This window comes from Agrobacterium sp. MCAB5 (genome assembly GCF_052114365.1).
Taxonomy (GTDB): Bacteria; Pseudomonadota; Alphaproteobacteria; order Rhizobiales; family Rhizobiaceae; genus Agrobacterium; species Agrobacterium tumefaciens.
Map to the genome: position 1 here is coordinate 652,464 of NZ_JBFREP010000001.1, position 14,602 is coordinate 667,065.

A 14,602-nucleotide genomic window follows, 5' to 3' on the forward strand; every position below is an offset into this window, starting at 1 on the left:
ACGTCATCCTTCGAAGGCCACCCGCTATGCGTCACTTTGTTTTCGCCCTGACCGTCCTCCTCTCCGCTGCGACTGTCGCAGAGGCGGCGGCGACCGTGCCTTTGCCGGGTTCGAGCAATAACGTCATTCTGGCGCAGTCCACGCAAGAGGACAGCCCGAATTATTACTCCGGCAATTCCCGCGATCGCCAGCGCCGCGCGCGTTTCGTTTGCGTCATCACTCCACCGGACAGCGCCAATCGGCGCCGGCCCTATATCTGCCCCATCGAGCAAGGCCGCGTTGGCGGCGCCTGCCGTTGCTCGGGCGTGGTCGGCAACGGCACTGTTGACACCGCCTGGTGATTATTTCTCCAGCGTCGCCACCGCTTCCACATGCGGCGACCACAAGAACTGGTCGACCGGCGTGACGCGCGTGACGCGATAGCCGCCCTCCACCAGAATGGCGAGGTCGCGCGCAAGCGTCAGCGGATTGCAGCTGACGGCGACGATTTTCTTCACCGCGCTGCGCGCAAGTTCCTTGCACTGAACTTCCGCACCGGCGCGCGGCGGATCGAACACAACGGCATCGTAATTCTTCATTTCGCTCGTCATCAACGGCCGGCGGAAAAGATCACGCTTTTCGATGCTGACGGGTTTCAGGCCCTGCGTGTTGCGCGCGGCGAAATCGAGCGCTTTCAGCGGCTTGTCCTCTGCCTCAACCGCATGCACGCGGCCGACGCGCGCAAGCCGCAGCGCAAACGTGCCGGAACCGCAGAAGAGATCGGCGATGCGTTTGGATTTGCCAACATGGGCAAGCACCAGTTCCGCCATGGCGTCTTCGGCCTGTTTGGTTGCCTGCGTGAAACCGCCGGCCGGTGGGGAAACCGGAATGCCGCCGAATTCGATGATCGGCTTTTGCGGTTCGATCAGGATTTCGCCAGATAGCGCGACACGGGCGATGCCACGCATTGCCAGCACCGTTTCCGTCAATGTGCGCCGCTGTTTGTCGCCAACGGATTTGATGCCGTCGACGGAAATGTCGAGGCCCGAAAGCGTTTCAAGAACGGTCATGCGGAACGGTTCTGCATTCGACGCAAGGGAAAGGCCGATTGCGCGCACGGCGTCCAGCCGCGCGACGATACCGGGCGAGGTGACGGGACATTCCTCAATGGCGACGATGTGATGGCTGTTTGCCTGGCTGAAGCCGAGCAGCAGGCCCTTTTCCGTCTTGCGGGCGGCAAACACCGCGCGGCGGCGCTCGCCGGGGCGACAGATGACGAGATCGTCTACTGGCGGCGTCAGGCCTTTCGATCTCAGCGCCGAAACCACCAGCTCCCGCTTGAAGGCGTGGTAGGGCTGGTCGGCAAAATGCTGCAGCGAACAGCCGCCGCAGGTGCCGTTAACGCCCTCGGGGCCGAAGTGGCGGCACACGGGTTCGCGGCGATCCGCGGAGGCTTCCGCAATCGAGATGATGGAGCCGGTATCCTTGACCTTGGCGATCGCCACCGTTTCGCCGGGTAGGGCGAAGGGCACATAGACCGGGCCGTCGGGACAGTGCGCAATGCCGTCGCCCTGGGCGCCAAGGCTCTTGATGCTGACGGTCTGCGTGCTCATGGCTTTTCGCCTCCGAGAAGAAATTCGATATTGCCATCGCCGCCGGAAATCGGCGAGGGGATGAGACCGAGGCTCTTCCAGCCCATGTCTTCAACGAGCCAGCGTTCCAGTTCGGCAGCAACGGCAGGCGCCGTTTCCGGCTCTTTCAACAGCCCGGCCTTGCTGATGGCATCACGGCCTGCCTCGAATTGCGGCTTGACCAGCAGAACCGCGTGCGCGCCGGAGGCTGCAAGTGCGAGTGCCGGGGCAAGGGCGAGCTTTATGGAAATGAAGGACACGTCGGAGACGATGAAGTCCACGGACCGGTCATCAATGTCGTCGGTTGTCAGGAAGCGCGCATTCAGCCCTTCCAGATTGGTCACGCGCGGATCGTTCTCGATCCGTGGATGCATCTGCCCGTGGCCGACATCGATGGAGGTGACGTGTTTTGCGCCGCGATGAAGCAATACCTCGGTGAAGCCGCCGGTGGAGGCGCCGACGTCGAGGCATTCATGGCCCTTCGGATCGAGCCCGAAGTGATCGAGCGCGGCGGTGAGCTTGAGGGCGGCGCGGGAAACATAGGCCTGCGCCGGATCGGTAATGGCGATCTTGACGTTTCCGGCAACGGTTTGGCTGGGCTTTGTGGCCGTTTTCCCGTTGACGCTCACGGTGCCGCGCGCAATCGCATCGCGCGCACGCGAGCGGCTGGCAAAGTGGCCGAGCGAAACAAGAAGCTGGTCAAGCCGTTCATTTTCAGGTGTTTTGGACATGGTCCCGTGTCAATGACCGCCAAACCCCGCAGATGCAAGCGATTTATCGCGCGCAAGGCTTCGCAACGGCACCATTTGCCGCAGCGCAGGGTCGTTTCGTGGTCTTTAACAGCATATGCGATTAATCCAATATAAAGGCTTGTATTGCACTTTGTCTGCAAGGCCCGTGCGGCCAGTCGGAACCTGCCATGACGGCATCTCCTCCCATTTCCAAAATTGCGACCGTTGCAGCGCAGACGCTTGCTCCGTGGCATCAGGTCGCCGAGAGAGTTTGCGATGTCGCTAAAAAATTTCCCCATCAACATTAAGCTCATTGTCACCTTCTGCGTCTTGATGGGCGTTTGCCTGCTCGCCTCGGCGGTGGTCTTCTGGCAGACGCTGGGGAGCGAGCACGTCACGGTCCAGAACAACAAGGCCAACAAAATCCTGCATGCGGTTGACGGTGCGACGGCCGCAATGCTGGAACAGGCCGTCAACCAGCGCGGCTTTCTGCTGTTTCGCAGCGACAGCACCTACAACGATGTTTTCGCCCAGCGCGATCTGATGCTGAAGAAGCTTGGTGAAGCCCGTGCGCTTGCCGCCGGCCAGCCGGACATTCTGAAATCCATCGATGACATGCAGGCATCCGCCACCGTGTTCTTCAAGGAACTGGCGGAACCGCAGCTTGCCGCCCGCAAGACGACCGAAGCACCGATTTCCGAAATCATCGAGATCGGTCGCAATCAGGCCAAGGGTCAGCTCGACGGTTTCCGCGCCTCCGCCGCCAAGATCAAGGACCAGCTGAACGGCTTGTCGGCAAGCTACGCCGCACAGCAGGATGCTGCCGCACTCAACCTCAAGCTCGCACTTCTGGGTGGCGGCGCGGTTGCCGGTCTTCTGGCCGTGGCCCTCATCTGGGCCCTGTCGCGCTCCATCGTCACGCCGATCGTCGGTATGACGGCGGCTATGAGCAGGCTTGCCGACGGCGATATGACCACGGAAGTTCCGGCTCTCGACCGCAAGGATGAAGTCGGCAAAATGGCGAAAGCCGTTCTCGTCTTCAAGGAAGCCGGGCTGGAAAAATCCCGCCTTGCCGGCGAAACCGAGCGCATGCGCTCCGCAACCGAGGCCGAGCGCCGCCGCAACGAGGAAGAGAAGGCCCAGGACGAAGCCGCCAACGCCCTTGCGCGTGATGAGCTTGGCAAGGGTCTTGCGGCTCTGGCGGAAGGCGATCTCGCCTACCGTATCGAAACGCCGTTCGCCTCCTACATCGACCCCATCCGTATCGACTTCAACAGCGCTGTCGAAAAGCTGCAGCAGGCCATGCGCGCAGTTGGCGAGAATGCCGCTGCAATCAATGCCGGGGCTTCGGAAATGCTCTCTGCTGCCGACGACCTGTCGCGCCGCACCGAACAGCAGGCCGCTTCCATCGAGGAAACCGCCGCAGCACTGGAAGAAGTCACCACCACGGTGCGTGACAGCGCAAGGGGTGCTGAGGACGCTGGCAATCTGGTTCAGCGTGCCCGCAGCGGAGCGGAAAAATCCGGCGTCGTGGTCCGCAAGGCGGTTGCCGCCATGCGCGAGATCGAAAAATCATCGGGCGAAATCGGGAACATCATCGGCGTCATCGACGATATCGCTTTCCAGACCAACCTGCTTGCGCTGAACGCAGGCGTCGAAGCCGCCCGTGCGGGTGATGCGGGCAAGGGCTTTGCCGTCGTCGCGCAGGAAGTGCGTGAACTCGCCCAGCGTTCCGCCAATGCCGCAAAGGAAATCAAGACGCTGATCGGCGCTTCCAGCCAGCAGGTGGAAAACGGCGTCAACCTCGTCGACGAGACCGGCAAGGCGCTCGAACTCATCGTGGCAGAAGTCGAGGAGATCAACGCCCATGTCAGCGCCATCGTCGTCGCTGCCCGCGAACAGGCGACTGGTCTGCAGGAAATCAACACGGCCGTGAACACCATGGATCAGGGCACGCAGCAGAATGCCGCAATGGTTGAGCAGCAGACCGCTGCCAGCCATTCGCTCGCCCGTGAAGCGGAAGCGCTCAATAGCCTGCTCGGCCAGTTCAAGGTGGGCGGCGTTCGCGGTGCCGTTGCCGGCGCCGGCGGATATTCTGCTCCTCGCCAGTCCTCGGTGAAGCCTGTCTACCAGTCCGCACCCGCCGCACCAGTCAGAAAAGCCGCAGTGAAGCCTGCCTCCACAACCGCAAGGCCGGTCGCTTCACCCGCCCGCGCCCTTGGCCAAAGCCTCGCCCGCGCCTTTGGCGGCAAAGCGGAAGCGCCGGCTGCAAAGGATCAGGACTGGACGGAGTTCTGATCCTGACGGTCACGATCATCAAGCGTGAATCAGGGGGCTGTGAAGCTCCCTTTTTGTTGCTAGATTTACGGCGCGAGCACTCAACCACGCGTTCTGTCGCAGTTTCCCAACAAAGGTTATTTCGAGATGGCACCTAGCATCAAGTTGAAAGTTCTGGATGGTGCATATGGGGTGGCCCGACTTGAAGCATCTGAAGCCATTCCGGCCTGGGCCGATGGCGGTGGCTTCGTCAGTATCACCCGGACTGATGATGAGCTTTCCATCGTCTGCCGGGAAGATCGTATACCTGGGCATGTCAGATCTGATACGGGTTGGTCCTGTCTAAAGCTACAGGGGCCATTTGCCTTCGATGAAACGGGCATCGTCTTGTCCGTTATCGACCCGCTCTCGACCAATGAGATCGGTATATTCGTGGTTTCGACTTTCGATGGCGACCACCTGCTTGTGAAATCGAACGATCTGGAAAAAGCTTTCGTTCTGCTGAAAAATGCAGGGCACACCCTCATCTAGAGACCCATTTGCCACGACGACTTCTCCAAGGAGGAGCGTTTTGACGAGTGAAATGGAAGAATTCAATCGAGCCGAATGGCTGTTTCCTCTTTCGCCGTTCGTATGACGACCATGGTGAAGAAGCGTGCGACATTGTTCTGGTCGCGGAACAGCCTGTCACATAGCGCGTCGAACTCCTCCATGTCGCGCAAGCGCAGCATCAGGACGACATCGGTGGCTCCGGTAACGGAATAGGCGTGTGAAACCGCGTCCTCGGCGCTCGCCAGGTCGAGAAAACGGCGCATATGCTGCTCGCCGTGCAATTTCAGTTCCACCGTCACCAGCGCCTTGATTGCCCGTCCGGCTCTGGCGGGATTGAGGATCGCGACAATGCGGTCGATCACGCCCGATTTGCGCAGCCGCTGCAGACGGCGCAGGCAGCTGGAGGGCGATAGCCCCACCTCCTCGGCCATGTCCACATTGGTACCCGATGCATCGCGCTGCATGAGGTTTAAAAGTTTGCGGTCGATACGGTCCATTGCCGCAGCATAATCTCTAATGGTCAACTTGCAATAAAATTGCACAAAGCTGCAATCTTTGACCACAAATGCGAACCGGCTCGAGCTAGTGGATTGAGACAATCTTTAAGGAGTCTCAGATGCCATTGCTGATGCCGGTCTGGCGTAAAACGCGGGAAACGCTTGAAATCTATTGGGTGCTCGTCCGGATCACCGTTCCGATTGCGATCCTCACCGAACTGTTGTCGAGGATGGGCGCGATCGAGGCCGTGGCCCCGGTCTTTGCGCCGGTCATGAACCTGATCGGGCTTCCGCCGGAGCTGGGGCTGGCCTGGTTGACGGGAATGCTGGTGGGAATATGGGGCGCTGTGCCGCTGGTCTTCACGCTGGTTCCGGTATCCTCGCTCAGCGTGGCGGATGTCACGGTTTTCTCGGCCCTCATCCTGTTCGCGCATGGGCTGCCCATTGAGCAGAAGATCATTGAAAAGGCCGGTCCCGGCGTGATCGCAACGACGCTGCTGCGTATCGGGGGCGGATTGCTCTATGCCTTTCTCCTGCACCATTTTCTGGAGGTGACAGGGTGGCTGTCGGCCCCGGTGAACCCGGTCTGGACTGCCATGGGCGCCACACCCGACTGGGCGGACTATCTTTGGGGCCTTGGCGAAACCATGCTTTCGATGCTCGTCATCCTTCTGGTCCTGTCCTTTGGCCTTGAAATCCTCAGGCTGACCGGCGTCCTGGCCTTGATGATGAAAGCGCTTTCGCCCGTGCTGCGTCTTGCCGGCATTCGCGGCGAGGCCGAACATCTCACCGCCATCGGATTGTTCCTCGGTATCTCCTATGGCGCCGGTCTTCTGATCCGCGAGGCGCAGTCGGGAGCGATATCGCCGCGTCAGGTCTTTCTGTCATGCGTGTTCATGGGGTTTGCGCATAGCGTCATTGAGGACACCATTGTCGTGATGTCGCTGGGTGCAGATGTCTACGGCGTTCTGGTCGGGCGGCTCGTTTTCGCCATTGTAGCAACCGCCGCTATCGCAGCCTTGCTGCATCGCCTGTCCGACGAAGTGTTCTTCGCGCGGATGTTCAGGCCACAGGGTACATAGACGAAGACACGCCAGGTTTCGCCGCGGGGCCGGCATGATCAACCCGCATGGGGTGCCAGACGGAGATATCGCGCGGGGCATCTAGAAGCTCGGGCAAGGCATCGTGCCAAGCCTGCCGATAGGGACGATGAACCTGAACGTCTAGGACATCCTGATGATCGCTCCAGGTCTCATGCAACAGGAAGTGGTTTTCGTTTTCGCCGTCCCGATGCAGGGTTGCGTTCACAAAGGTGTTCTCGTGTCGCATGGCGTCGAGCAGATCATTCAGCAATCCTAGAAAACGTTCGCGCTGATCGGCACGGACCTTGAAGCCGATGAGATAGGTGGTGTGCATGGATAGTTACTCCTTTGTACCGTTCATCAGGGCGGCGCGGGTCTCGGCGTCGGCCGGGTAGAAACATTCCAGCACCAGCTCGGACAACGTCACATCAGTGGCGGTTCCGAAAACCGTGGTGGTCGAAATGAAGCGCAGCACGCCCCCGGACAACGGATCGCGTAGTTCGAGCGGTATCGCCAGCGGATCGGCCCCGGCGGAATGCCGTGGAGCTGCAGGCGCGGGATAGGCGGAAAGTTCCGCATGCAGCCGGGAAAGCGTCTCGTCTCCGGTCTCTTCGACTTGGCGGCGTAGGCGATCCAGCAGGTGATGCCGCCATTCGGCAAGATTGACGATGCGTAAACTCAAGCCATCAGGATGAAGGCTCAGCCGCAATACATTGAGGGGCGGGTGAAGCAGGTCTTCGGATATGCCGGCGAGAAGCGATTTGATCGCATCATTTGCAAGAACCAGATTCCAGTGGCGGTCGACTGCAAGTGCCGGGAAGGGCATGTGGCCCTGCACCACGGTTTCGACGGCCTTACGAACGGCCGTCATATCAGGCGCATCCAGTGATCGTTCGGAATGGATCGGCGCATAGCCTGCCGCCAGCATCAGCCGGTTGGCGGCGCGGGCGGGCATGGAAAGCTGCTCTGCCAGCCTCGCCAGCATTTCACGGCTGGGCGAAGATCGCCCGCTTTCCACAAAACTCAGATGGCGCGCCGATATCTCGGCATCGGACGCCAGATCGAGCTGGCTCAATCTGCGGCGCGCGCGCCATTCCTTAAGCACCTGGCCGACATGTTCTTGATGATGTGTCATGCCCCGCAGCCTAGCAGAAGATATCGGCAATGCGATTACCTCGCAGGTAATTGTTCTGCGTCACAGCCCCCGGCATGCTCGGGCCGTCAACAAAAAGGAGCGCAATCATGACGCAACATCTCAAAATCGCCGAAACCTACCTCGCTGTCTGGAACGAGGAGAACGATGAACGCCGCCAGCGCCTCGTCAGCCAAGGCTGGGCTGAAATGGCGTGCTATACAGATCCTTTGATGCAGGGTGAGGGGCAGCAGGGGATTGCCGCGATGATCGAGGCGGCGCGGCAGAAGTTTCCGGGATATCGCTTTGTGCTCACAGGCACCCCGGACGGCCACGGCAACTTCACCCGTTTTTCATGGCGTCTCATTTCGCCTGACGGAGAAGATGTCGCCGGCGGAACCGATGTCGTCAGCCTAAATGCCGAGGGGCAGATTGAAAATGTCGTCGGTTTTCTCGATGGCGCCGCATCCTGAGGCAGAGGCGGGTCGTCCCGCCTTCTGTCCCATTAATGCTGTCAGCCGGCGAAACCGACGCCGGCCTGACGCTGGCCGAGCGCATTGAACACGGTTGAAACGATGCCGGCGCGGTCGAGGCCGGCATTGGCATACATGGTCTCGGGCTTGGCCTGCTCCACCCAATGGTCGGGCAGCGTCAGGGTCCGAACCTTCGGGCCGTGGTCGAGCAAGCCTGCGCTTGCCATGAAATGCAGCACATGTGCACCGAAACCGCCGACAGAGCCTTCCTCGATTGTCACCAGAACCTCATGATGAGCGGCAAGCTGGCGGATGAGGTCGAGGTCGAGCGGCTTGGCGAAGCGCGCATCGGCAACCGTGGTCGAAAGTCCGGCGGCATCGAGGTCTTCGGCAGCCGCCAAGCATTCGGCAAGGCGTGTGCCGAAGGAAAGGAGTGCGACCTTGGTGCCCTCCTTGATGATGCGGCCCTTGCCGATCTGCAAAATCTCACCGCGCGCGGGCATCTCGACGCCCACGCCTTCGCCGCGCGGATAACGGAAGGAAATCGGGCCTTCATCATAGGCTGCGGCTGTGCGAACCATATGTTTCAGCTCGGCCTCGTCGGACGCCGCCATAACCACCATGCCGGGCAGGGTGGCAAGGAATGTGGTGTCGAAAGAGCCGGCGTGGGTCGGTCCGTCTGCGCCGACGAAACCGGCGCGGTCGATGGGGAAGCGCACGGGCAAGCTCTGTATCGCCACATCATGCACCAGCTGGTCGTAACCGCGTTGCAGGAAGGTGGAATAAAGCGCGCAGAACGGCTTGTAACCGTCAGCCGCAAGCCCCGCCGCGAAGGTGACGGCGTGCTGCTCGGCAATGCCGACATCGAAGGTGCGGGCCGGGAAAAGCTCGGCCATCTTGTCCAGCCCGGTACCATTAGGCATGGCGGCGGTGACGCCAATGATCTTGTCGTCGAGGGTCGCTTCCTGGATAAGCGCTTCGGCAAACACGCTGGTATAGCTCGGCGCATTCGGCTTGGCTTTCGCCTGCGCGCCTGTAATGACATCGAACTTGTTGACGCCGTGATATTTGTCCGCTGCCGCTTCCGCCGGTGCATAACCCTTGCCCTTCTGCGTCACCACATGGATGAGAACAGGGCCTTTCTGGTTGTCGCGCACATTGCGCAGTACAGGCAGCAGGTGATCGAAGGAATGACCGTCGATCGGCCCGATGTGATAGAAGCCAAGCTCCTCGAACAGCGTGCCGCCGGTTACGTAACCGCGCGCATGGGTCACGGCGCGGGTAATGGCGCGGTCGATGGTCTTGCCGAGATAGGCGGTGAGTTTCTTGCCGAAATCGCGAAAGCCCATATAGGTGCGGCCGGAGGCGAGCCGCGCGAGATAAGCGCTCATCGCGCCCGTCGGCGGCGCAATCGACATGTCGTTGTCGTTGAGGATGACGATCAGCCGCGCGTCGAGCGCACCGGCATTGTTGAGCGCCTCAAACGCCATGCCCGCAGACATGGAGCCATCACCGATGACGGCGATAACCTTGCGGTCGCTCTGATCCAGCCCCGCAGCCACCGCCATGCCGAGACCGGCGGAAATGGAGGTGGAGGAATGGCCGGCGCCGAAATCGTCATATTCGCTCTCTGCCCGACGCGTGAAACCGGAAAGCCCGCCTTCCTGGCGCAGCGTGCGGATGCGCTCGCGACGGCCGGTCAGGATCTTGTGCGGATAACATTGGTGGCCGACATCAAAGATCAACCGGTCTTCCGGCGTGTTGAACACCTTATGGATGGCAATCGTCAGCTCCACCACGCCCAGACCGGCACCCAGATGCCCGCCGGTGCTCGACACCGCGTCGATCATCTCGTCGCGCAACTCCCTTGCCAGTTCCGGCAGGTCGCGATCGTCGATCTCCTTGAGATCGGATGGAAAATTCACCCGGTCAAGCAATGGGGTCTGTGGCATTCCGGTCAATCGTTCGGCCTTTTCTCGTGTCAGCGGCGGGCACCAGTGCGTCTTTCATATGGAAAGCCGGCAGTTGAGCCCTGCATGTCGTTCACTTCTATAGAATTTCAACCCTCCGGCAAAGGGACAAACTCTTCTTCGTCGCCGGGAACGATATCGAAGCGTCCGGTTCTCCACTCCTGTTTGGCCTGCTCTATGCGTTCTTTTGATGACGAAACGAAGTTCCACCAGATGTAACGGCGCTGGTTGAGTGCCGCACCGCCGAAGATCATGATGTGACAGCCGCCACTGCCGCTCTGCAATGTGATGTCGTCGCCGGGCCGGAAGACGAGCAACTGGTCGGCGGCAAAAACGTCACCTGCGACATCCAGAGAGCCGGAAAGAATGTAGATCGCCCGTTCCTCATGGTCGGCAGAGAACGGGAATTTCACACCCGGTTCCAGCGTCAGGTCAACGTAAAGCGTGTCGGTAAAAGCCGAAACGGGGGAAGTGAGGCCTTCGAAATCACCGATGACGACCCGACCGGATGCGCCCTTGATATCGATCAGAGGCATGTCTTCGCGGGCGGTATGGGAAAAGGCCGGAGCGATTTCCTCCATATGATCGGGGAGGGCAAGCCAGGTCTGCAGGCCGGACATGGAAAGCGGATGGCCGCGCAGGTTTTCCGGCGTGCGCTCTGAATGCACGATTCCGCGCCCCGCCGTCATCAGGTTGATGTCGCCGGGCCGGATGACCAGTTCGGTGCCGAGACTGTCGCGATGCTTGATTTCGCCGTCAAACAGATAGGTAACGGTGGAAAGCCCGATATGCGGATGCGGCTTGACATCCAGCGCCTCGCCCGCCTTCAGGATGGCCGGACCCATGCGGTCGAAAAAGATGAACGGGCCGACAAGACGCCGCTGCCGCGTCGGCAGCGCCCGCCGCACGGCGAAGCCGCCAATATCGCTGGTGCGCGGAATGATGAGGTTTTCGATGGCGTCGCAGGCGAAAGCATCACCTGCGACAGGATCGTTGCCGGGAAAGAAGGACATCCGAAGCTCCTCGTATCGTTACACGCAAGCTTACCACGAACGATACGACGTGGGAGCGCCGTAATGTTGAACGCTGTGTCGCCCCCGTTCAACAGGACGTGTTTATTCCCCGTCCAGCGGCTCCACGCCCTGTGGTTTTCCGGCGCGGTCGAGACGGATTTTCTCGATACGCTTTTCGGCGGCGTTCAGAAGCGTCTCGCAATGTTTTTTCAGGGCTTCGCCACGCTCGTAGATGGCGATCGACTCGTCCAGCGCCACGTCTCCGCGCTCCAGGCGTGCAACAATGCTTTCCAGCTCGGCGACGGCCTTTTCGAAGGAATAACCGCTGACATCGGCTGTGTTGGCATTTTCCGTCATTTTCAACCCTTCATCATTCTCAAAATATGCATGGCCGCCGATTCCGCCAGCCCTTCCAGATCATAACCGCCTTCAAGCAGGCTGACGACCCGGTTCGAGGCGTATTTGTCCGCCATTTCCAGCAGCCGCCCCGTCGCCCAGTCGAAATCCTCGCCCACCAGATTGATCTGCGCAAGCGGATCGCGGTGATGCGCGTCGAAACCGGCGGAGATGATGATGAGATCGGGCGAAAAATCGGCAATCGCCGGCAGGACGCGGGATTTGAACGCCTCGCGAAAATACTCGCTGCCGGTATTGGGGGAAAGTGGCGCGTTGACGACATTGTTCTTCACGCCGGTTTCGTTTTTATCGCCGCTCCACGGGTAAAGCGGCATCTGGTGGGTGGAACAGAACAGCACTGACGTGTCGTTCCAGAAGATATCCTGCGTACCGTTGCCGTGATGCACGTCCCAGTCGATGATGGCGACGCGCTCTGCGCCGTGCACCTTCTGGGCGTGACGGGCGGCGATTGCTGCATTGTTGAAGAGACAGAACCCCATGGCCTTTGCGGTTTCCGCATGGTGGCCGGGCGGGCGGGACGCAACGAAGACGTTGTCGGCGGCACCCGTAAACACGTCATCTACCGCCACCATCGCAGCGCCTATACCGGTCAGCGCCGCCTGCAGGCTTTTCGGCGAGACATAGGTGTCGGCCTCGACGCGGTTGATCTCGCCATCTTCCTCGGGAATCTGGCGCATGACAGACAGCAGATGCTCCTCCGGATGCGCCAGAAGCACGGCATCCTCGTTGGCCTGCGGTGCTTGCTTACGGACCAGTCGCTCGAAATTCGGATGTTCGAGCGCAATGTTCAGAGATCGCAGCCGATCCGGCCGCTCGGGATGGCCTTCCGGCGTGATGTGTTCAAGGAAGATCGGATGTTCGTAAAGACGGGTCGCCATTCTCTAATCCTCCCGAAATAAGCTGATCAAGCGCGCTGCGGCAAAAGCGGATAGCCGACCATCACAGCGCGGCCGGCAAGTGCGGCAAGCACGGCCTTCAACGCATCGCCGGGAATGAAGGCGAGCGAACCCATGAACGCCTTTTCAAACCCGAGCCCGACCACCAGCGCCAGATAGGAGATGCCGAAGGCATAAAGCACGACCACGCCGCCGGCGAGGCTTGCGATGAAGAAACCGATACCCTGCGTCAGAGCCGACTGGCCGCGATTGACGAGTTTTTCCGAGAGCGTGCCGGTGACGAAAGCGGCAGCAATCCAGCCGATCAGGAAGCCCGTGGTCGGCGTGGTGAAGATGGAAAGGCCGCCGCGTCCGCCTGAGAGGACTGGCAGGCCGATGGCGGCGATGAGGATGGTCAGAAGAACCGCGAGCGTGCCGCGTTTCGCCCCCAGCACGACACCGGCCAGCATGACGCCAAGTGACTGCGCGGTGATGGGCACCGGAATGAAACCAAGCGTGATCGGCGGCAAAAGTCCGAGTGCGATGATGATGGCGGAAAACAGCGAGATCAGCACAAGGTCGCGGGTCGTCATGGCTCGGGAACTCCGGGTGGTTGTTTTGCCGTCAGCTTTGGCCTCTGAAACCGCGCGCGTCAATGGCGTCGGCGATGGCATCCGCATCCTTCAACGTCATAATGACGAGCGGCACGATGATCGTGGCCAGCCGAACGGGGAGGCCGCGCGCCCGGTGCGCATCGCGCATGGCATGGTAACGATTGACGATCTCAGGCACGAACCGCACGACGAGCCCGACCGCGAGCCCGATATCCGCCGCCTTGACCAGCCCCAGCCTCTCCAGCGGGGCGGCGGCAAGCGCGATTTCGTCCATGAATTGCGAAATGCTGACGGTGATGGTGACGGCGGTGGCGAGAAGCGCCAGTGCAGTCAGCCGCAGAAGATTGACACTCGCATCGTGTACCGGAAGCAGCAGATAGCTGAAGGCGGCAACGAGGAGAATGGTCAGCATCACCGGGCGTAGCCGCAGGCCGATCTCGCGGAATTGCAGCCGCGTCTCGCGCAGAATGGCGGCGGCCACAACGACGGCGCATCCCAGCAAAAGCAGATCGCGGGTGAGAAACAGCGCAATGCTGAAAACCATCAGCGTCACGAGCTTGAGGCGCGGAGAGACGCGGTAGAGCCAGCCCGTGCCTTCGACATGCAGGGACTTCATCGCGACGCAACCTCCAGATAACGTGCCACCGCCTCTTCGGGGTTGGCGTCTGCAACAAGCTCGCCTTCGTGAAAAACCAGTACGCGATCGAAGCCGGAAAGCAGCGGCAGATCGTGGGTGATGACGACAAGCGCCTGCGACAGCGCAGCCATTGTCTTTTCAACGATCGCGCGGTTTTTGAGGTCGAGCTGATTGGTCGGTTCATCGAGAATGAGGATTTGCGGTTCAGTGACCAGCAGGGCGGCCAGCGCCGCCAGCTGCAATTCGCCGCCGGAAAGCTCGTGCGCGCGCCGCTCTTCCAGATGAGCGATACCGAGCCGGGCAAGCACGGCCTTGACCCGCGTTTCTGTCTCCGTCTTGCCGATACCGAGTCGCTTGAGGCCAAAGGCGACATCGTCGCGTATGATCGGCAGGATGATCTGGTTCTGCGGATTCTGGAAGATGAAACCGACTGCCTGCAATACCGCTCTCGCATCTTTGACGGTGTCGAGACCGTTCACCGACACCTTGCCGCGCGTCGGCTTTGTCAGACCATTGATCAGCCGCGCAAAGGTGGTCTTGCCCGAGCCGTTGAGGCCGATGACGCCGATACGCCGTTCAGTCAATGTCAGGGACACGGGCTGTAAAGCCTGCCTGCCCTCGAAGGCGACGCCTGCGGTGTCGAAACGGATTTCCAAGATTGATGCATCCCTCTATCGCTTTCCGGTTCTATATCGTGTCATCAACAGAAGTGAAACAAAGAA

The 14,602-nt window shown here is 60.6% G+C and carries 17 protein-coding genes; 5 read left to right on the forward strand and 12 right to left on the reverse strand.

Going from position 1 to position 14,602, the window contains the following annotated elements; translation table 11 throughout:
• Positions 1-26 precede the first annotated feature (26 nt).
• Positions 27-341 carry a hypothetical protein gene (locus AB4Z23_RS03145; RefSeq protein ID WP_421416249.1) on the forward strand — a complete coding sequence of 105 codons (315 nt, stop codon included), beginning with the start codon at positions 27-29 and terminating at the stop codon, positions 339-341.
• Here the strand turns inward: AB4Z23_RS03145 and AB4Z23_RS03150 are convergent, their stop codons facing one another.
• Positions 342-1,592 carry a class I SAM-dependent RNA methyltransferase gene (locus AB4Z23_RS03150; protein ID WP_141193574.1) on the reverse strand — a complete coding sequence of 417 codons (1,251 nt, stop codon included), beginning with the start codon at positions 1,590-1,592 and terminating at the stop codon, positions 342-344.
• Positions 1,589-2,341: a TlyA family RNA methyltransferase gene (locus AB4Z23_RS03155; RefSeq protein ID WP_038490049.1), complete on the reverse strand. Its 753-nt coding sequence runs from the start codon at positions 2,339-2,341 to the stop codon at positions 1,589-1,591. The genes AB4Z23_RS03150 and AB4Z23_RS03155 overlap by 4 nt, the downstream gene beginning before the upstream one ends.
• Positions 2,342-2,617: 276 nt before the next feature.
• On the opposite strand from AB4Z23_RS03155, the gene AB4Z23_RS03160 reads away from it, so the two are divergent.
• On the forward strand, positions 2,618-4,639 hold the full coding sequence (locus AB4Z23_RS03160) for a methyl-accepting chemotaxis protein (protein WP_141193575.1): 2,022 nt from the start codon (positions 2,618-2,620) through the stop codon (positions 4,637-4,639).
• Between the two features lie 126 nt (positions 4,640-4,765).
• Complete coding sequence (locus AB4Z23_RS03165) at positions 4,766-5,149, forward strand: ACT domain-containing protein (RefSeq protein ID WP_421477899.1); 384 nt, start codon at positions 4,766-4,768, stop codon at positions 5,147-5,149.
• Between the two features lie 62 nt (positions 5,150-5,211).
• Here the strand turns inward: AB4Z23_RS03165 and AB4Z23_RS03170 are convergent, their stop codons facing one another.
• Positions 5,212-5,667: an Lrp/AsnC family transcriptional regulator gene (locus tag AB4Z23_RS03170; RefSeq protein WP_080800555.1), complete on the reverse strand. Its 456-nt coding sequence runs from the start codon at positions 5,665-5,667 to the stop codon at positions 5,212-5,214.
• A 119-nt stretch (positions 5,668-5,786) separates the two neighbouring features.
• Between AB4Z23_RS03170 and AB4Z23_RS03175 the strand changes: the two genes are divergently transcribed.
• The gene (locus AB4Z23_RS03175) at positions 5,787-6,749 is read left to right on the forward strand and encodes a nucleoside recognition domain-containing protein (protein ID WP_421477900.1); all 963 of its coding nucleotides are present in this window, start codon (positions 5,787-5,789) and stop codon (positions 6,747-6,749) included.
• Here AB4Z23_RS03175 and AB4Z23_RS03180 read toward each other — a convergent pair.
• On the reverse strand, positions 6,730-7,083 hold the full coding sequence (locus tag AB4Z23_RS03180) for a putative quinol monooxygenase (RefSeq protein ID WP_421477901.1): 354 nt from the start codon (positions 7,081-7,083) through the stop codon (positions 6,730-6,732). The genes AB4Z23_RS03175 and AB4Z23_RS03180 overlap by 20 nt on opposite strands.
• Positions 7,084-7,089: 6 nt before the next feature.
• Positions 7,090-7,884 (reverse strand): helix-turn-helix domain-containing protein, encoded by a 795-nt coding sequence (locus tag AB4Z23_RS03185; protein WP_421477902.1) that lies wholly within the window; start codon positions 7,882-7,884, stop codon positions 7,090-7,092.
• A 107-nt stretch (positions 7,885-7,991) separates the two neighbouring features.
• Here AB4Z23_RS03185 and AB4Z23_RS03190 point away from each other — a divergent pair, with 107 nt between their 5' ends.
• A complete protein-coding gene (locus AB4Z23_RS03190) occupies positions 7,992-8,354 on the forward strand; it encodes a nuclear transport factor 2 family protein (protein ID WP_013635596.1) in 363 nt (120 codons plus the stop codon).
• A gap of 41 nt (positions 8,355-8,395) precedes the next feature.
• On the opposite strand, the gene dxs is transcribed toward AB4Z23_RS03190, so the two are convergent.
• The 7 genes from dxs to AB4Z23_RS03225 all read right to left on the reverse strand — a co-directional run bounded on the left by dxs (position 8,396) and on the right by AB4Z23_RS03225 (position 14,536).
• A complete protein-coding gene (gene dxs / locus AB4Z23_RS03195) occupies positions 8,396-10,315 on the reverse strand; it encodes a 1-deoxy-D-xylulose-5-phosphate synthase (protein WP_003511745.1) in 1,920 nt (639 codons plus the stop codon).
• Between the two features lie 98 nt (positions 10,316-10,413).
• Positions 10,414-11,337 (reverse strand): pirin family protein, encoded by a 924-nt coding sequence (locus AB4Z23_RS03200; RefSeq protein WP_003511747.1) that lies wholly within the window; start codon positions 11,335-11,337, stop codon positions 10,414-10,416.
• A 102-nt stretch (positions 11,338-11,439) separates the two neighbouring features.
• A complete protein-coding gene (locus AB4Z23_RS03205; RefSeq protein WP_003503059.1) occupies positions 11,440-11,694 on the reverse strand; it encodes an exodeoxyribonuclease VII small subunit in 255 nt (84 codons plus the stop codon).
• 2 nt (positions 11,695-11,696) lie between these two features.
• The gene (locus tag AB4Z23_RS03210; RefSeq protein ID WP_003511750.1) at positions 11,697-12,632 is read right to left on the reverse strand and encodes a histone deacetylase family protein; all 936 of its coding nucleotides are present in this window, start codon (positions 12,630-12,632) and stop codon (positions 11,697-11,699) included.
• A gap of 26 nt (positions 12,633-12,658) precedes the next feature.
• Positions 12,659-13,222, reverse strand: coding sequence for a biotin transporter BioY (locus AB4Z23_RS03215; RefSeq protein ID WP_035197936.1), 564 nt, complete (start codon positions 13,220-13,222; stop codon positions 12,659-12,661).
• A gap of 31 nt (positions 13,223-13,253) precedes the next feature.
• Positions 13,254-13,859: a CbiQ family ECF transporter T component gene (locus AB4Z23_RS03220; protein ID WP_421477903.1), complete on the reverse strand. Its 606-nt coding sequence runs from the start codon at positions 13,857-13,859 to the stop codon at positions 13,254-13,256.
• The gene (locus AB4Z23_RS03225; RefSeq protein WP_013635602.1) at positions 13,856-14,536 is read right to left on the reverse strand and encodes an energy-coupling factor ABC transporter ATP-binding protein; all 681 of its coding nucleotides are present in this window, start codon (positions 14,534-14,536) and stop codon (positions 13,856-13,858) included. The genes AB4Z23_RS03220 and AB4Z23_RS03225 overlap by 4 nt, the downstream gene beginning before the upstream one ends.
• Between the last annotated feature and the right edge of the window lie 66 nt (positions 14,537-14,602).